The sequence below is a fragment of the Paenibacillus sp. FSL R7-277 genome (genome assembly GCF_000517965.1).
Classification (GTDB): Bacteria; Bacillota; Bacilli; order Paenibacillales; family Paenibacillaceae; genus Paenibacillus_AQ; species Paenibacillus_AQ silagei.
The window spans coordinates 640236-657855 of the sequence record NZ_ASPX01000080.1; the positions used below are offsets into that span (position 1 = coordinate 640236).

At 51.6% G+C, this 17620-nt stretch carries 16 protein-coding genes; 2 read left to right on the forward strand and 14 right to left on the reverse strand.

Annotated elements, in window-relative coordinates:
* Positions 1–137 precede the first annotated feature (137 nt).
* From helD to C173_RS25010, 6 genes are all read right to left on the reverse strand, one after another.
* The gene (gene helD / locus C173_RS24985; protein WP_036729830.1) at positions 138–2567 is read right to left on the reverse strand and encodes an RNA polymerase recycling motor HelD; all 2430 of its coding nucleotides are present in this window, start codon (positions 2565–2567) and stop codon (positions 138–140) included.
* 281 nt (positions 2568–2848) lie between these two features.
* Positions 2849–3442 carry a flavin reductase family protein gene (locus C173_RS24990; protein WP_036729833.1) on the reverse strand — a complete coding sequence of 198 codons (594 nt, stop codon included), beginning with the start codon at positions 3440–3442 and terminating at the stop codon, positions 2849–2851.
* 31 nt (positions 3443–3473) lie between these two features.
* Entirely contained in the window at positions 3474–4412 is a 939-nt protein-coding gene (locus C173_RS24995) for a ring-cleaving dioxygenase (protein WP_036729836.1), read from the reverse strand.
* A 410-nt stretch (positions 4413–4822) separates the two neighbouring features.
* Positions 4823–5308 (reverse strand): GNAT family N-acetyltransferase, encoded by a 486-nt coding sequence (locus C173_RS25000; protein ID WP_036729839.1) that lies wholly within the window; start codon positions 5306–5308, stop codon positions 4823–4825.
* A 14-nt stretch (positions 5309–5322) separates the two neighbouring features.
* Positions 5323–5808 (reverse strand): GNAT family N-acetyltransferase, encoded by a 486-nt coding sequence (locus C173_RS25005; protein ID WP_036729843.1) that lies wholly within the window; start codon positions 5806–5808, stop codon positions 5323–5325.
* Between the two features lie 68 nt (positions 5809–5876).
* Positions 5877–7148 carry a serine hydrolase domain-containing protein gene (locus tag C173_RS25010; protein ID WP_036729846.1) on the reverse strand — a complete coding sequence of 424 codons (1272 nt, stop codon included), beginning with the start codon at positions 7146–7148 and terminating at the stop codon, positions 5877–5879.
* Between the two features lie 131 nt (positions 7149–7279).
* Between C173_RS25010 and C173_RS25015 the strand changes: the two genes are divergently transcribed.
* Positions 7280–7567: an ArsR/SmtB family transcription factor gene (locus C173_RS25015; RefSeq protein ID WP_036729848.1), complete on the forward strand. Its 288-nt coding sequence runs from the start codon at positions 7280–7282 to the stop codon at positions 7565–7567.
* A gap of 79 nt (positions 7568–7646) precedes the next feature.
* On the forward strand, positions 7647–8984 hold the full coding sequence (locus tag C173_RS25020) for an MFS transporter (RefSeq protein ID WP_036729851.1): 1338 nt from the start codon (positions 7647–7649) through the stop codon (positions 8982–8984).
* Here the strand turns inward: C173_RS25020 and C173_RS25025 are convergent.
* The 8 genes from C173_RS25025 to C173_RS25060 all read right to left on the reverse strand — a co-directional run bounded on the left by C173_RS25025 (position 8953) and on the right by C173_RS25060 (position 17562).
* Entirely contained in the window at positions 8953–10551 is a 1599-nt protein-coding gene (locus tag C173_RS25025) for a hypothetical protein (protein ID WP_036729854.1), read from the reverse strand. The two genes, C173_RS25020 and C173_RS25025, sit on opposite strands and share 32 nt — an antisense overlap.
* A complete protein-coding gene (locus C173_RS25030; protein WP_036729857.1) occupies positions 10544–11257 on the reverse strand; it encodes an ABC transporter ATP-binding protein in 714 nt (237 codons plus the stop codon). Before C173_RS25030 ends, C173_RS25025 begins: the two co-directional genes overlap by 8 nt.
* 74 nt (positions 11258–11331) lie before the next feature.
* The gene (locus C173_RS25035) at positions 11332–12090 is read right to left on the reverse strand and encodes an ABC transporter ATP-binding protein (protein ID WP_036729860.1); all 759 of its coding nucleotides are present in this window, start codon (positions 12088–12090) and stop codon (positions 11332–11334) included.
* Positions 12091–12099: 9 nt separating this feature from the next.
* Positions 12100–14418: an ABC transporter permease gene (locus C173_RS25040; protein ID WP_036729863.1), complete on the reverse strand. Its 2319-nt coding sequence runs from the start codon at positions 14416–14418 to the stop codon at positions 12100–12102.
* A 3-nt stretch (positions 14419–14421) separates the two neighbouring features.
* Positions 14422–15702, reverse strand: coding sequence for an MFS transporter (locus C173_RS25045; protein WP_036730223.1), 1281 nt, complete (start codon positions 15700–15702; stop codon positions 14422–14424).
* On the reverse strand, positions 15695–16360 hold the full coding sequence (locus tag C173_RS25050) for a TetR/AcrR family transcriptional regulator (protein ID WP_036729866.1): 666 nt from the start codon (positions 16358–16360) through the stop codon (positions 15695–15697). The genes C173_RS25045 and C173_RS25050 overlap by 8 nt, the downstream gene beginning before the upstream one ends.
* 348 nt (positions 16361–16708) lie before the next feature.
* Positions 16709–17059, reverse strand: a complete 351-nt coding sequence (locus C173_RS25055) for an ArsR/SmtB family transcription factor (RefSeq protein WP_235192009.1) — start codon at positions 17057–17059, stop codon at positions 16709–16711.
* Positions 17060–17106: 47 nt separating this feature from the next.
* Positions 17107–17562, reverse strand: coding sequence for a MarR family winged helix-turn-helix transcriptional regulator (locus C173_RS25060; protein ID WP_036729874.1), 456 nt, complete (start codon positions 17560–17562; stop codon positions 17107–17109).
* Positions 17563–17620: the final 58 nt, after the last annotated feature.

Sequence of the window (17620 nt, forward strand, 5' to 3'; positions counted from 1 at the left end):
CCTAAATATTTTCCTAAAGTTTACCATAGGAACTGCCGCTATGACTATGCATCTTTTCCGGGAGTTGTACAATTTGATCTGCTAATCCAACTTCCAAGCAAAGACCCCTCCATTAAATTGGAGAGGCCTTCTTAGAACTATAGCGTAGCTACTGTCTGCTCATACAACCCCTGTTCTACCCCACCCACAAACGGCGTCCACTCCCCTGCAGTATACAACTGCAGCCGGTGCATAGCCCGGGTACATGCCGTATAAAAAAGCTTCCGCTCGCTCTCCCTGTGATACGTCTGCGGGGAGGCGTCGTAGATCAGTACGGCATCGAACTCCACGCCTTTGGCAAGATAAGCGGGGATCACCTGTATTCCTTTTTCAAAAGTTGGCGTATTCTTCGTAATCAGCCTCAGCTCCGGGGCGCCACCTTGGACAGTCAGGCACTCATAAGCTTCTCTGCTCTCTGCGGCCGTCTTCGTAATCACAGCGATGGAGCTATAGCCTTCAGCCTGAAGCTCCGCGAGATCTTTCACGATGCGCTCTGCCTTCAACTCACGATTGTCCAGCTTAGCTAATACCGGCTTCCGGCCCCTCCGTTCAAAAGCCACAATCGCCTCGCCGCCGGGCAGCAGCCGCTTCGTAAACTCCACAATCTCAAAGGTCGAGCGGTAGCTGCGGACCAGCAGGAACTGGCTAGTCTCTTCTTCTCCATAGAGCTTTAGCAGCGGTGAGCTGCTTCCATACAGATTCGTCGCCTGCGTGAAGATCGCCTGGCCGAAGTCTCCCAGCACCGTCATGCGGGCGCGCGGAAACAGCTTTTTGAGGAACTCATACTGGAACATGGAATAATCCTGGCCTTCATCCACAAAAATATGCCGCACCTGCGTGTTCGTCCGCACACCTTCGATTAGCTCTTTTAAATACAAATACGGGGTCGCATCTTCATACCAGAGTGTCCCGCTATCCAGCATCTTCCGGGTCTGCGCACAGATCTCCAGCCACAGCTCCGGCACCTCTGCTTCCCCTGTCATTTCCCTGTAGGCCGTTTCATCACTGAACAATTGACGGTAGAGCCCGGCCATGTCGATAAAGGTGAACTTCCTGATCCCCCGTCTCAGCGGTTTGAACTGCTCCTTCACGATCATCTGGGCCAGCAGCTCTTCCTCCCGTTCGGCGAAATCAAAGTCACTCTCATCCTGCTCGCGCTTGTGGACCAGCAATTCCTGAAGGCGGAGGTATTTCTCGGCAAAATCAAACACGCCCCGTTCCCTGTGCAGCATCCGGTATACTTCAGCGTATTGGTCATTGTCGAGGTAATTCATCTCTTCCTCTACCCAGGAGGCTCCCTGCTCCAGCTTTTGCAGTCTGGTCAGCTCTTCGAGCAGCCATTTCTGCACCAGCGTAATCCGATTAGGCAGACGAATCGAAGGATCAAAGCTGTATAGCTTGCTCTTGATTAGCTCCCCCGAGATTAACACGCGGTCCCGGAAGCAAATGTCCTTGAACAGCATCCCCTCCAGCTTCAGCCACTGTGCATAACCCTGAAGTGCCCGGAGGAAGGCTTCCGACGCCTTATATCCGACTCCCTTGAGACGGGCTTCATACCCCTCTTCCTGCTGAGCGGTAAGCACGTATTCCATCTGATCGAACGAATCTTCAATCCGGTAATCCTGACCCAGCCACGTTTCCAGATATTCCTGAAAGGTCGTCTGCTGCATATTCTCTTCACCCAGCTCCGGAAGAACGGTAGATACATAGCTGTTGAACATCGGGTTAGGGGAAAATAACACAATCTGATCCGCCGTCAGCCGCTCGCGATGTTTGTACAGCAGGTAGGCTACGCGCTGGAGCGCTGCCGAGGTTTTGCCGCTGCCCGCCGCTCCCTGCACAATAAGCATCCGGCTGGTATCGTTACGGATAATCGCGTTCTGCTCCGCCTGAATCGTGGCTACAATGCTCTTCATTTGTGAATCTGCGCCTTTGCCAAGCACCTGCTGGAGCAGCTCATCTCCGATCGTAACGCTCGAATCGAACAAATGCTGGAGCTGACCGTCACGGATCTGGTACTGCCGCTTCAGTTCCATCGTTCCGCTAATCCGTCCTCCGGGTGTGTCGAAGGCTGCTTTTCCTGGCGGATAGTCGTAGTACAGGCTCGCAATGGGGGTCCGCCAGTCATAGACCACGAAGCTCAGACCATCCTCTTCGATGAAGGAGGACACTCCGATATAGACCTGTTCCACAGCCTTCTGACCCTCCTCGTGAAAATCAATCCTCCCAAAATAAGGCGACGGCAGCAGCCGCTGCATATTCTTCCATTGCCGCAGCTTCCGCGCATGACTGCGTTCCCGTTCTGACAGGACTGCGTCCTGCTGGGTAATGGTGAAGAAGCTCTCTTCGAAATCCTCCTCCGTACTCGTATTGACCGTAACCTCTTCCCAGAATCTCCGGCGGATGTCTGTGGCCTGCTCCTTCAGCTGGCCAACCTCCGGCTCCAGGCTTGCGATCCCCGATTTCAGCTTCTCTTTGACCTGCTCCAGCCACTCCTGCTCCTGCTCCCAGCTGCTTACCTTCTCCATCACCTGATCACTCCTCTTTCTTGACATAGTCCCAAACAGGCGGGTTGACAAACCGGATGTTCCTTTGCTATAATTAAGATATAAATAAGATGCGTTACCTCCGATCTGATTTTTGAAAATAGTCAACAGTCTTCTAACATTAGCATATTATTTCTTTGTATGCAATACTTCCTGAATCATAATTAACCCTGGCGTAAGCGCCAGGGTTTTGTTGTTTAGGTGATAACCTGTCCTTGTATTCCCCGCTGAAACGGCTAACCGTCTGCTCACCAGCACAGCCGTTACACCGGTCTCTCGATCTCAAAAATCTCCCCAATCCCCGCATAATTATTCCCGGCCAACCGGCTTACCGCCCCTAAGGCCACCGGATTAATTCTTCCCTGTTCGTAAATCGCTTCGTCCAGATGAAACTGCACGATCCTGCCAATCACTAGGTCATTATTCGGCAGCTCCAGGCAATGCTCCAACACACATTCCATCCGCACCTTCGCTTCCTGGACGCCGGGGACCTTAATTCGCTGGCTATCCACAGGCGTCATACCTGCTAAGGCGACCTCACTCTGGTCAGGCGGCAACGGTGCAGCAGTCATATTCACTTGTCTGACATTCTGCTCATCCACAATATGAACCACAAACTCCTTCATGTGCTTGATGTTGCGTGCAGTATCCTTGGACTGACCCCCGGCATGCTGAATAGAGATAGAGATCATCGGCGGGTTGGAGGATACAATATTGAAGTAGCTGAACGGCGCACCGTTCAAGACCCCATCCTCCGACAAGGTGGTTACAAAAGCAATCGGACGCGGAATAATCGTCCCGACCAGAAGCTTATAATTATCCCGTTCGGTGCCCTGCTGCGGATCAATAGTGATCATGCTCGTGCCTCCTTTTTAATGTCAAAGCAGATTAGTCAAGCTCTCTTACAGTAACCGGCAGCAGAACTTGTTCAATCTGTGCTCTGTGCGGCTCGTATTGTTCCGGCAGCATCAGGCTGGTCCCCATCGTCTCCGGCGTTTCATCATGAGCGAAGCCCGGAGGATCGGTAGCGATCTCGAACAGAATCTCCCCATGCTCTCTGAAGTAAATGGCGTTGAAATAATTCCGGTCCTGCACCGGCGTTACCCCATATCCATTATCATGTACATAATCCTGCCATTCAAGCTGATCCTGGTCATCCTTCGCTCTCCAGGCAATATGGTGGACAGTGCCAACCCCCATTTCACCACGCGGTACAGCCGTCACCTTCAGCTCAATCACATTGCCCAGATCCGCAGCCGAGCGGTAGCGGGCGACATCGCCTTCCTGCCCCACGAATGTAAGTCCCATCACCTTGTTCAGCAGCTCAGCCGTTTGTTCAGGATGCGTGGACAGCAGTGTTGCGCCGCCGAAGCCCTTGATCGCCACCTCGGGGGTTACTCCGCCGAAGGTCCATTCATTACGCTCACCCGCCTCCCGTTCCACCAGCTCCAGATGCAGGCCGTGCGGATCATCGAATTCCAGGTACTGCTCTCCGAACCGCTCCATCTCTGTGTAAGCCACCTTGAATGCCGTGAGCCGCTCTCTCCAGAACGCCATCGCCCCGACCGGAATCACATACGAAGTAACGCCAACCTGGCCCCCGCCGATCTTACCCTGATACGCATCCGCCCAAGGGAAGAAAGTAATAATGGTTCCCGGCTTCCCGCCATCATTGCCGAAGTAGAAGTGATACGTTCCCGGATCGTCGAAATTGACCGTTTGCTTCACCAGCCGCAGCCCCAGTACCCCTGCATAAAAGTCCATATTCTCCTGCGGATGCCCGACAATAGCGGTGATATGATGAATACCCATGGTTTGTTTGTTCATTTGAATGGCCTCCTAAGTTAATAAAATTGAATAATATCTTTACTTTAAGATATTTGGTTAAACATTATCTTTAAGTTAAGATAATTTATATTCTCACTTTACTTTCTATAGTTACAGTTGTCAAGTACTTGAGTACAATAAATAGCCCCTTCCTAAGAAGAGGCCGCTGAACTAATAGTTTTTGAACACATTTTACTAGAGAAACTGTGACAATCCTGCACATATTGCAACATTCTGCTCACTCTACGGCCCGTAATCAAAAAATGTTGCACAAAAGGCAGCTTTCCGCATCCACCAGACAGCTGGACGGAACTATTCCTGCTTTTTATACAACATTTCTCCCGAATACTTAGGTATTAATCAACCAGAGTTGCAATTTATGCAGTATTTCTTAGCTATCAGCATTAACTTTACTTAACAAGCTTTTTCTCATAAAAGCACAAGGTCAGCCTGTCGTTGATCTGTTGGGTCTCACCCGTCCTTCTGTAGCCCAGCTTTTCATACAAGTAGCAGTTTCGCTCCTCCTGCACGACGGTCGCCAGCCCCCACGTTTTCGCATCCGAATAGATCTCTTCAATCCGGGCGAATGCCTGCTGGGCGATGCCTTGGCCTTGGGATTGCGGAACTACACATAATTGACCGAGCCAGTAATGATGCTCTTCTATTTTCTTGACTCTGATACTGCCTACAGCATTCCCGGCGTTTCGGATGATATAGTAATCCACAAATTTCTGATTCATCCGTTCTACGAGCCTCTCCAACGTTTCATTAGCCGGATTTGTCTCATAATCCTGATATTTCTCCAAGAGCGGCATAAAGGCCTGAAGCTGCATAGCATGAATATCCGCCGCATCCTCCAACGTAGCTTTACTTAATGTAACCTCTGACTTTTTCATAGTCCCCCCCAATTTCATGGCCTATACACGTAATCCCAATGTTCACCCTTAAGTACGGAGTCAGGACCCATGTGCCGTTTCTGCTGCAAAACAAAACCAACGCGCTCATACATCCGCTGCGCGGGGATCAGATCATCATTAGTGGTCACCCGAATCTGCCCGACTTTATTCCGCAGGATTCGGTCGACCGCTTCTTGAAGCTGCATGGTACTGTAGCCTTTGCCTTTGTGGGCAGTCGCAATACAGTTATGGCCGATTTCAGCGTATCGGGGCATCTGCCTCGGGTCCCAGGATACGAAGCCAATCGCCTTCCCGTCCAGCGCAGTCATGAACCCATATTGATCCGCAAGTTGCAGATTGTCAAAGAAAAAGTTGTCGAACTCCTGCCAATCCTCCAGACAGTTCTGCTCATACCTGCGGTCGAAGGAATAAGCATCCTTCAATAGTTCAAGCAATGTTCCCCGTTCAAACTGGCTGATTTTACTGAACTCAATGTTCATTTACTTCCCTTCTTTTCTTGTGTGTTGTAACTTTCAACTATATCCTATCACTTGACGCAGCGGCAACTTCAAGGAGCAAAGCGTGCATATCCGAAAAAAACCTTCTCCCCCTGCGTATTCTCAATGATCTTATAAGGGTGGAGCTGGTCATAATGGCGCTGAACAAATTCTCCCTCGCCTACCGGGTAGAGCTCAATATGGACACTGCCGGTGAATCTGGTGAAATATAGCTTCCCGCCGATCAGCTCAAGCTGAATTTTGTCTGCGAGATAGGTTCCGCAATACGCCCTTAAACATTCCTCACTGAGCTGAAGCTCAGGATGCCGGGCCGGAGCCTCCACCTCTACCTCCACCTGATGCAGTATATCCGCGAGCGCATGGCCCAGTCTGTACTGATTGATGCCCTCATTGTTCGAGAGAATGATGATGCACAGATCTTCAGCGTAAAAATGCTGCATATACGTACAAATCCCCAGCTGATCACCCCCATGGGAATACCTGTCTTGCCCGTATAGAAGGTGATGCTCCAGGCCGTAGCAGTAGTTGTTCTCGTTCTCTTGGAAGAATCGTTCATAGGCAGCAGGCGACAGGAGCTTCCGGTCACGCAGACAGACATACCATTTGTACAAATCCCCGCAGTCCGAAACAACCGCAGTAGCACCGATACTGAACTTCTCGTTATAATAAGGGCATTTGACGGTTTCCGCGAAGTCTTTGATATAGTTGCTGGATCTGTTCTCAATCACGGCGCAGCCGTCATCCACCGTGCTGCTGCTCATATCTAGAGGCAGGAAAATATGATGATGCAGAAACTCCCCGTACCTCTCCCCCGAGACATGCTCGATGATCCAGGCCAGCAGATTGTAGTTGGAGTTATTATAATCGTACTCTGCTCCTGCCGGCTTGGTTGGCTTCTTGTTAATGTATTGCCGGAAGAACCTTGTCCGGGAATAGTCCAGCCGGTAATCTCCGCCGAAGAAATCGTTCTCAAAATTATAAAAGTTATATAGACCCGAGGTATGAGACAGCAGATGATGAACAGTGATAGACTCATCAATGGCAAGCTCTGCCGGGAGATACAGGTATGCAGGCTGGTCAACATCCAGCAGCCCCTTGTCATGCAGCATCATAACAGCGAAGGCCGTAAACTGCTTCGACATGGAGGCGAGGGAGAAGCGTGACGCCAGCGTATTTTTAATTCCAAACTCCATGCTTGCATACCCGCAGGCCCGCTCGAAGAGCATCTCGCCCTTCCGGATCACTTGAATCACGCCATAAAAATCCCATAGCTTCAGGTATTTATTCGTATAATCTTCAAGCTGCTCAAGTAGGGACTGCACGGGTTCATCTCCTAACTTATTTGGAATGGTGTTGTAAAAACACTGTAATACATAATTATACATCTATGCAATGATAAAGCGGATACACCATCGCCGTTGACAACCGGAATACCCCAGAGTATCATAGTCACATGACTTTACAACCATTAACGGACACGCAGCGTGTCCGCATATTTCAGACGTTGTCGGATGAGAAGCGGATCGAGATTATCCGCTTTCTGAAGAATATAGAGCGGCCCCCTATCTGCGGGGAGGTCGGGCAGAGCCTCGGAATCAGCAAATCCAACAGCTCGTATCATCTTAAGCTGTTGTCTGAATCCGGGCTGGTGAATATAAGGAAGGAAGGTGTACATAAGCATATCAGTTTGAACCTGGACACCTTTGAGGCCTATTTACCCGGGTTCTTAGCTACTCTCTAGGGCAGTAGCTTTTTTTTGCCTTAATAGTCATATAGTTTTATGACTATTAAACAATAACAAATACGAAGGAGAATCACGGATGCAAATGATTAACAAAGAGGCTGCCTTACTGGCAACCTTATGTTTTCTCGTGCTGATGGGCGTCTCTAATGCTATTTTATTTAACGTGGCCCTGCCAAGCATCATAGCCGATCTGCATCTCACGACCACGAAGGCCAGCCTGATCATTACCTGCTATACCTGCATCATCTCCATCGGAGCTTTAACGTACAGCAAATTATCCGAGCACTATCAGATCAGAACGCTGCTCCTGACAGGAATTAGCCTATTTGTCGGAGGCTCCATTCTTGGATACCTCAGCGGGCACTACCTCCTGCTCATTGCAGCACGCGTGATTCAAGCCAGTGGCGGATCTTGCTTCGTTCCCTTGTCCATGATAACCGTCAGCCACTATCTGCAGCCGGCTCACAGGAAGCTTGGTCTAACCCTAATCAGTTCGATGATGACCCTCGGCTCGGGAGCCGGCTTTTTGCTCGGCGGCGCTATTACCACCTTCTTCGGGTGGCATTTCCTCTTCCTGTTCATGTTCCTTATTGCCCTGGGATTCTTCGGGATCTATGCCTTCATGCCTAGAGCTTACCTCAGAGAAGACCATGACCGGCAGCAATTCGATAAGGCAGGTGCAGTGATGGTGACGCTGATCATCGTCTCATTCTTGCTCGCTATTTCCCTGAATCTCTGGCTGTTCATCATCACCCTAATAATGATTGTACTCATGAAGGCTTATGCCAGTAAAGACCGGATGAACCCTTTTGCAGATATACATATGCTGAAGCTGAAGCCTTTTCAAAAGCTGCTTGCGGCAACCTCTCTGAACAGCGCCTCTATCGTGGCAGTCCTCTATCTGTTTCCATTGCTGCTTACACATACCTACAGGATATCTCCTGTTACAATCGGCTTGATTCTATTCGCCACCGCACTGTTCAATGTGGGCACGAACCTGCTGGCTGGACGTCTGCTGCAGATATGGACCCCTAAGCGGTTGATCAGCGTCTTTAGCCTTATAGCCATTGCCGGCTTTGTTCTCATGGCTCAAGGAGCTAACACCTCTCTGGCCCTCTTAGTAGTCGCTCTGGTGTGTATCTACATCGGGAATTGCGCTGTACAGATCGGACTGAACCATAGCGTTCCCCTGACCGTTCCTGCACCAGCGAGTGCCGCAGGCTTCGGGCTGTTCAATCTGATTAACTTCGCGGGCATGGCGGCAGGACCTGCACTGTCGAGCCGGGTGCTGTCGCTGAACAGCCCTTACTGGGCGATATTTCTGTTCTTTGCCGCTCTGGTGACACTAATACCCATGATTATCCGCACAGATAAACCGGCTGCTACAGCTTCTGAAATAACCGTTCCCCGTTGATCTGGATATATCTGTACATGCCGGCGCAGACCGCTGCCATTAGAATGCAGTATCCCAGCAGGATGAGATTTCCGCCCACCCCAGGAAGAAGCATGAACAGTACGGCGGGAACAGCCAGCGTGAGAACGCCGATAACCATCGTTACCAGCACCGACGCACTCTGCTTGATGGCCGCAACTTCACTAGTCCAGTCCAGCTTGGGCAGCTTCAGGTTCACCATAACACCCAGCAGGGCAGAATAGCAGGCATAGATTACCGGAACGGCCAGCATTAATATACTTTCCATCCATCCGGCATGAAGAGTATAGGCCAGCAGCCCCCAGCTTACAGCTGTAATGGGTAACGTAATGGTGAGATTCACCGCCACCTTGCTGAATACAATCGCCGGTTTGGGCACGGGCGAGCTGGTCAAGATCCACAGATGATTTCCTTCCAGCGAAATGGAGCAGGCCGTGGTGCAGCTCAGAACAACAAACAGAGAGATCACCAGCGGACTCAGCGTACTTAGGGAGTCCGACAGCTGCGGGATGTCAAGAATGGTTCCCAGCTGCTCTGAGCTAACGAATAATAAGGAAATGGACATCATCAGGAGCAGCACCATGCCGATCCCTGTGTTCAACACATAATTGACTGAGCTGAAATAACGCCGAAGCTCCTTCAGATACAAGGCCTTGAAGGCTGAATTAGCCTGTAGCGGCTTCATCGTATATCCGCGGCTTGCGCGGCTGGTCATAAGCCCTGTATGAATCGCCTTATACCGGGTCGCCAGCAGGATTGAGAACAGCATAAAGACCAGCACAGACACCGCGATGAAGAAGAGCAAGGCACTTACCCGGTACGAGCAGACCGCATCAACGTACAGGGAAGCCGGAGGATACACCATGAAGATCATATCACCCAAGGCGGCTCCAACATCTGCAATCGCCTGCTGGCCTTGATTGAGCGTGAACGAGCCCAACATCAGTATAATGATGAAGGCGAACGTGAGGATCATATTCAGGATTTTGCTCGCCCGGAACCGGGAAGAGACCCAGCTAATGAGGGTGCCCACAAGCGTAGCCGCTATAATCGGCAACAGAGTAATGAAGAAGAGCGTCAATAGGAAAAACAGATAGAACAGCACGCCCGGCTTCACATGTATCGCATACACCGCCCCCGCCGGAAGCATGACCAGCAGTGTGAAGAACAGGTTCATCACATAGAGCTGAAGCACCCGGCTCGCCACCACATGGCTGGTCTTCACCGGAAGCGACATGATCATATCGTAGTCTTTATAACTGAATAATACCCCGCTTGCCTTATAGACCGTAGTGAAGAAGCCGACCAGCGAAGTGACCGCCATCATCACTGCCAGCAATAAGTCCATCCGTCCAAGCTGCTCGAACGACTGCGCCATCATGAAGCTGTAGCCGAATGACACGGCTCCGATCATGAGTATCCCGGCTATCATCGCAATGCTGAGCAACAGCGCCTTCCGTCTCTCCGCAGGATCTTTCGTATGCAGCGCTTTATTGAGGCCGAAGGAGGACAACAGCTGCAGCTTCGTTAATCTCCAGACATTAATCATGATCGATCAGCTCCATGAATACATCCTCCAGGCTGTTCTCGCCCCTGACCTCTTCGGTCTTACCATGGGCAATCAGCCGTCCGCCTTTGATTATCGCAATCTTATTGCAGAGCTTCTCAGCGGTATCCAGCACATGCGTGGAGAAGAAAATCGCACTGCCTCTGCTGCACACATCTGCCATGATCGTCTTCAGCGTATGCGCAGCCTTCGGATCAAGCCCCACAAAAGGCTCATCCAGCACTAACAGCTTCGGCTCATGGATCAGGGCAGAGATAATGGCCAGCTTCTGCTTCATGCCGTGGGAATACGAGGAGATCAGATCACCCAGACTCGCTGTAAGCTGGAAGGCATCGCCGTACTGCCCAATCAGCCGCTCCCGGTTGGCCCCCGATACACTGAAGAGATCGCCGATGAAATTCAGGTACTGAATCCCCGTCAGGTGATCGTACAAGTCCGGGTTATCCGGGATGTAGGCAAGCTTCGCCTTGCAGGCTAACGGATCTTTTTTAATTGAGATGCCGTCAATTTCAATCTCCCCTTGTTCAAAATCAAGCACGCCCACCACAGCGCGGATAGTCGTGGTCTTGCCAGCGCCGTTATGGCCGATGAAGCCATAGATGTCGCCCCGTTCAACTACCAGACTCAGATCATCTACTGCTTTTTTGCCGCCCTTATAGCTCTTCGTAAAATGTCTAATCGTCAGCATTTCCTCTCACCTCTTCCTTGGTGTTAGCAAATAACTATAATACGAACAGCCCGGGCTAATGGTTCATTTCAATATTAAATCCCATTCTCCCGCATTTTTGCCGTGATTAAGTTCATGCGGGGCTCAAGCGTCCCTCCGCTGTATTTCGGCAGGCGTATCTCATCGACAATCCTGCCGTCGCACATGAACATAATCCGCTGCGTCCTGGCCGCCACAGTGGCATCATGGGTGACCAGCATGATGGCCGTCCCTTCCTCATTGATTCCGGACAGCAGGGCCATGATCTCCTCGGCAGCCTTCAGATTCAGCGCACCGGTCGGCTCATCTCCGAAAATAATGCGCGGACTGCCCATCAGCGCGCGGCAGATGCCGGCCCGCTGCAGCTGTCCCCCCGAAGCCTCCGTGATATCACGCTTCGCCAGCTCCGCGATGCCTACCTTCTGCATAAGCTGCTGCGCCTTATCCGTAATCGCCGCAACCTTTCGCCGGTTGCCGCGCATCGACGGCAGAATGATATTATCCAGGATGTTCAGATTCTTCATCAGCGTCGGCTGCTGGAACACGAAGCCCATTTCCGTTCTGCGGAGATCCGCAAGCTCATCCTCTTCAAGTATCCCCAGATCTCTGCCCTCAAAAGTAACCAGTCCCCAGTCGATCCGATCCATTCCGCTCAGTGCAAACAGCAGCGTGGATTTCCCTGAGCCTGAAGGTCCCATCACCGAGACGAATTCACCTTCGTGAATATCGACGGATACTTCGTCCAGCACCTTGCGCTGCTCCTCGCCGGTGCCGTATTGTTTGGTTATATTTTCACCCGAAATAATCTTCTTCATCTTCTTGATCTACTCCTTAATATTGCCGGATATTTGAATGTGGCCGATGCCCGATGTGCCGATAACCGCCCCGATGAGTACAGAACCGGTCATGATCAGCGGACACAGCAGATACGCCGAGAGTGGATTGATCACGAACTTGAACGACGAAGCTCCGAAGGAGGAGATCACAGCCCCGGCGAGAATCTGCCCCAGAGTGTTCGCCAGCAGGATGCCCAGAGCCATTCCGGTCACAAGCACAAATATAGAACGTGCATAATACTGTACAGTCAGATCGGAATTCCGGAAGCCCATGGATTTCATGACGGCTATAGAGTAACGGTCCTTGGCTACCAGCATCCGCATGAACAAGAGTGTAATCAGTACATTCAGAACCAGCATCACGGCTAGAGCAGCCCATGCAGCCTTACCGACTGAGCTAATGGTAGAGCCGAAGGTCTGCGTCACATATTCCCCGATATCGGACACCTTCGCATAACTGAACCGCTCTGCATATTCGCTCACCTTGCTGCTGATTAGCATGGAATCTGCAAGCTCCGCATAAATCACGGCCCACATGGCCTGATCAGAAGTCGTGGTGAAGGTGGCCTTGGCTGTTTTTCCGCCGTTGGTCACATCCGAATAAATCCCGGACACCGTAAGCTCCTTCGCTTCTCCGTCTACGAGCAGGGTCAGGGAATCACCGGCTTGCTTGCCCAGTTCCTTGGCATTCGCGGCGGAGAGGGCAATCTCATTCGCTGCAACCGGGCCATGTCCTTCACCATAGGCAACCGGAAAAATGGAATGGTCACCCAGCTCAACCTTTATCCGCTCAACGACACCATTGTCCAGCTTCACGTTCAGCGCCTGAGTGGTCAGCACGGCAAAACGGAAGATCATCACATCCTGCTCCATCACCCGCGCAATATCTGCGGCCTTCTCTGCAATATGGTCCGTCTGCTGGATATCCATGCGCAGATCACTGTCACCGATGCCCATGTATGTAATGAAGCTTGGAGAGGAGATCGTATGATAGAGATTCTGGGGCACAATCATAAGGAAGGAAGAGATGACGAGCACCGCAAGCATGGTTGCGTATAGACTTTTTCTGGACAAAACATCCTTAACGCCCAGGTAGACATTCGTGTTCAGCAGCCGGTTGCCACTCAAGGTAAACCGCCCTGAGCCCGTCCGGGTCTGCTGGGATGTACCGAAACGGATGGCTTCGACCGCCGAAATCTTCCGGAAACGCTTCAGCACCCTGTTCACATAGGCAACAATAACGAGGAATACGAGCAGTACGCCAAGGATGCCGCAGGCCAGAGCAAGTGCCGGATGCGCACTTTCGCCCATATACAGCCTGATATTCTCAAGCAGCAGACCTCTGAAGCTGAACGATAATGCCAAGCCGAGGATACTGCCCAGAGCTGCTATCGCTGCATATTTGGCCAGATAGATTTTTTTGAGATCCGAGACGCGCAGGCCGATGGCCTTCATGACACCGATCTCCCGGTAATCGCTCTCGATGGTTGCCATGAGGGTGAACCGTATACATAGAAAAGCAATAATAACGACCAGCACACTCGCCAGCAGGATCACCGCAATCATCAGCCCGTCCGAGATCGCATTAAGCACTCTGAACAGGGGATATGTAATCACCGGACCGTTCCCCTCAAGTCCTGCTGCAGTATAGTCGGTCTCGAAGGCTCCCAGCATCGACAGGTCCTTCAATCTGAACTCAATCAGATATTCCGTGGTTCCGTACTGCGCCAGCTCCGCATAATCCTCCGCGCTGACGAGGAACCGCTTCGATGAAGCGAGCAGCGAGTTCATCTGTGAATCCCGCAGGAACCCCGCTACGGTGAGACTTGTATCCCCCACAGTAACCTTCCCTCCGGCCTTGACGGAGCCATCCTTCATATAACTGATCGGGACATACACCTCGCCGCCCCGTACATCAATCACATTCCCGTCCAGATCAAGCAGATAATCAAACTTCCCGCTCTGTGTGCTGAAGCCGTTATCCTGAACACTGTCCGCAAGCGTATGCCCGTCCATGACAATCCTCACGCCTTCTACATTGAGGAAATCAAGCACCTGGTAATCTTCCACCTTGTTGTTCTGCTCTGCAAAGGCCTTGAGCCGGGCTTGATCCAGCTGGCCGGAATGCATCTGCAGGAAATGAGGCGTCTTCGCTTGTGTCATCAAATGATCGATGGCCCCTGTCAGATTGACGACCAGAATGGCTGACAGAGAGACGAGCATGGCTGCAGCTGCTACGAACAGCATAGTCGTGAGCGTAATTCCCTTACTTGTACGGATATCTCTGCGGATGATTCGGTAAAACATAAGTTACCCCCTGCTCTCAAGACTTGTAATGGATTTGAGCCGATAGATCATGACCGAAGCAGCGCTTAACAGCAGCCCGGCAATGATGATGAGAAGTCCCATCCCCCGCCCGCTGCCAGTGCCGATGATCCGCCCCACACTATCCGCCAGAACTCCGCCGCTCACCAGCAAGGGAGTAAATACGTAGTCTGCCAGCACACCTGCCAGCATATAAGCCGCCACGAATCCCAGCTGTGAGAGCAGTCCGATCAATGACCAGGCTCTCCCCTGAACGGAATTGTCAATATTGGTGCGGACCAGATAATCCAGGGCCGTGTTCGTAAAGGGCAACATAGCAAAAAACATAAATCCGGCAGCGCCAATCAGCACAATATTCTCACGCAGTCCGAAGACGGCGATACTGATTCCTGAGCAAAAAAGCGACACTGTCAGCATGCGTACGAAATTTTTTTGTATATGCAGCATCCCTATAATGACACTCGACACCAGCATTCCCGATGCCATGACCGTCTCAAGCGTCCCCAGGACCGCACTGCTGGAGAACGCCAGAATCATCGGCATGGACAAGGTCTCGATGAACCCGATGAAGAAGGTCATGACCGAGGTCATAATCACCAGCACCAGTACTCCCCGATTCCCGGAGACTGCTCTCCAGCCTTCTTGAAATTCACGGATAAAGGCCGGTGCCTGCTCCGTCTTCTTGGAGGTAAGACCGCTGCGGACCGCAAGCGTAGTAGGCACGGTTAGAAAAAAAGTACAGATGTCGATAATCAGCAGCAGCTTCACATCAGAGACTGTAAGCAGCAGCCCGGCAATGAGCGGCGAAATCAGATATTTGGCGGAGCCGGCAATCTGCACAAACCCGCTGGCCTTCGTATACTGCTCCTCGGTAAGCAGATCCGTTATCGTAGCCTTATAGGCGGGATCTAGCAACGAGGAGAATACCGAGCTTACAGTCACCCCTAAGCAGATCTGCCACAGCTGTGCATCTCCATTCAGCAGGCAGACCAGAATATAGATCAGACCTAAGGCAGAGAGCGTATCCCCCAGCACCATCAGCAGCCTGCGGTCATAGCGGTCCGCTAGCACGCCAGCGACTGGACTGAGTAGGAGGGAAGGCATGAATGCTAGTAATGTCACCAGCGCCATAGCCGAAGCCTGCCCGGTCTGCTGTAAGGTATAGATCCCCAGCCCGAACGCGGTGAGCCCGCCGCCGATAGCTGAGATCAGTTGTCCTGACCACAAAAACAGGAATCTGCCGAAGCCTGTGCCGGATCTATTCATCACCATTGCCCGCTTCCACTCCACCGGAGCCGCCGAACATCTGCATCACGCTCATCAGACTTCCGCCCCCGGCACCGAGCAGCCTTTCCACATTGGCGATGAAGGCCAGAATGCGTGACATTCGCTCGTCCTCCGTCATTTCGACCATATCTTGGTCAAAAATGGTGGTGGCGTAAACCACAACCATCTCCATACATTCATACGGATAAGCCGTATTGAATATCCCCTGCTCGATCCCCTCGCTGATGATGGAGGCCAGAATCGGCGGAACGCCATGAATGACCGCCTTCTGAATCTTTTGATGCATCAGCGCATTCTGCGGCTTGTGGATATGCTCCATAATCTCCGTGCTGCTGCCGTCTCCGCTGCTGATGTTCAGCGCCATGACCGCACGGAGAATCCGCTCAATGACGGGGATGCTCTTATCTTCAGCAATCTGCTGCGCGGCATGAAGGATAGTGGCATTCGTCCGCTCAATCAGCGCGTCCATAATATCCTCCTTCGACTTGAAGTGATAATACAGTGTCCCGCGCGCAATACCGACCTTGCCCAGAATATCGCCCGTGCTGGTACCGTCGAAGCCCTTCTGTCCGAACAGCTCCTCTGCTGCATCCAGAATCTCATTTCTGCGGGCTTCTGCTTCTTTTACAACTCTCATGGTCATGTCTCCTTATGTAAAGGTGGGATGATACTAACTTTGGGAGTAACTGTGATTGTGGCTTTGGATATAACCTTGACTGTAAGTGTACGTGCATCTTTGGGTGTAACTGTAGCTTTATTTGTAAATAAACAATCACCGACCGACTGTCTGTCGGTAAGTGATTATAGCATAGCATGCTTGGATGGAACATGGTAGCTTAAATTTTGCATATACATTTGTCCTGTGCACCCACCCACCTCACAGCAGCGATTGTATTCGGTTTTCCGCATACATTCGGACCACTCACCCTCACAGCAGCAATTGTAATCGGTTTTTCGCATAACGCACAGCAGGGATTCTCCATAATCAGAGAATCCCTGCCTCACGCTCGCATTGTGCCAGAACCTTCTCCAGCCCGCTCACCAAGCTTTTGAGCACCATCAGCTTGCTTCCGGAGTCCAGCCGGTAATAGTTGCGGGTGCCGTCTTTTCGGACGCTAACAATTCCGGCCTCTAACAATATTCTAAGATGATGGGACACGACCGGACGGGAAAAGTGGGTGATCCCTCTTATCTCGCCTACACGCATGCCCGGATCTTGCGGCCCTTGCAGCAAGGCCATCAGAATGGCTTGCCGGGTCTCGGCACCGACCGCGTTCAGCACCTTCAGCGAATTCTTGAATTGAGATGCCAGCTCACTCATAAGCTCCTGATCCATGAAAATCCCTCCTATGTGCTTCATCGTCACGAATCGTATCGTTTCGTTCAGCGGCTCATCCCTGGAGCAGTGACCAGAATCTTGCTGGCCAGGGCTATCATCTGTGCCCGCTCAACCCCGGTAAGACCATCGGTTACCGCCGTTATCTGCCGCTCGATCTGCTCCCCGACCTCGTGAATAATCTTCCAGCCTGCCGGAGTAGCCCTCACATTGAATGCCCGCCGGTCACTCTCTGATACGGTACGCTCTACCAGCCCGCGGCGCTGCGCCCGGTCAACGAGCCCTGTAATACTGGATTTGTCGAGGCCCAGATGCTTGGCCAGCTGCAGCATTCCCGGCTCCCGGTCGCGCAGTATCCCCAGCAGACGGATCTGAATGATCGACAGATCATGCTCCGTTCCTATCCGGGCAAGGATATTCTGCACCAGGAAGGATAGCTGCACAAGACTGTCTACCATCGACAGATCATCCAGCTTATCAAAAGAATTATCGTAACCGCTCATTGATTTCACTCCGCACTTTTGTATATTTCAGACCTGTTCGCTCCTATTGTACCACAGC

Coding starts and splice junctions, on each gene's coding strand:
- C173_RS25060 (WP_036729874.1), bottom strand. CDS start 17,562: ATGAGCGGTTACGATAATTCTTTTGATAAGCTGGATGATCTGTCGATG.
- C173_RS25005 (WP_036729843.1), bottom strand. CDS start 5,808: ATGAACATTGAGTTCAGTAAAATCAGCCAGTTTGAACGGGGAACATTG.
- C173_RS25020 (WP_036729851.1), top strand. CDS start 7,647: ATGCAAATGATTAACAAAGAGGCTGCCTTACTGGCAACCTTATGTTTT.
- C173_RS25000 (WP_036729839.1), bottom strand. CDS start 5,308: ATGAAAAAGTCAGAGGTTACATTAAGTAAAGCTACGTTGGAGGATGCG.
- C173_RS25035 (WP_036729860.1), bottom strand. CDS start 12,090: ATGAAGAAGATTATTTCGGGTGAAAATATAACCAAACAATACGGCACC.
- C173_RS24990 (WP_036729833.1), bottom strand. CDS start 3,442: ATGATCACTATTGATCCGCAGCAGGGCACCGAACGGGATAATTATAAG.
- C173_RS25055 (WP_235192009.1), bottom strand. CDS start 17,059: ATGGATCAGGAGCTTATGAGTGAGCTGGCATCTCAATTCAAGAATTCG.
- C173_RS25040 (WP_036729863.1), bottom strand. CDS start 14,418: ATGTTTTACCGAATCATCCGCAGAGATATCCGTACAAGTAAGGGAATT.
- C173_RS25045 (WP_036730223.1), bottom strand. CDS start 15,702: ATGAATAGATCCGGCACAGGCTTCGGCAGATTCCTGTTTTTGTGGTCA.
- C173_RS25050 (WP_036729866.1), bottom strand. CDS start 16,360: ATGAGAGTTGTAAAAGAAGCAGAAGCCCGCAGAAATGAGATTCTGGAT.
- helD (WP_036729830.1), bottom strand. CDS start 2,567: ATGGAGAAGGTAAGCAGCTGGGAGCAGGAGCAGGAGTGGCTGGAGCAG.
- C173_RS25025 (WP_036729854.1), bottom strand. CDS start 10,551: ATGATTAATGTCTGGAGATTAACGAAGCTGCAGCTGTTGTCCTCCTTC.
- C173_RS24995 (WP_036729836.1), bottom strand. CDS start 4,412: ATGAACAAACAAACCATGGGTATTCATCATATCACCGCTATTGTCGGG.
- C173_RS25030 (WP_036729857.1), bottom strand. CDS start 11,257: ATGCTGACGATTAGACATTTTACGAAGAGCTATAAGGGCGGCAAAAAA.
- C173_RS25015 (WP_036729848.1), top strand. CDS start 7,280: ATGACTTTACAACCATTAACGGACACGCAGCGTGTCCGCATATTTCAG.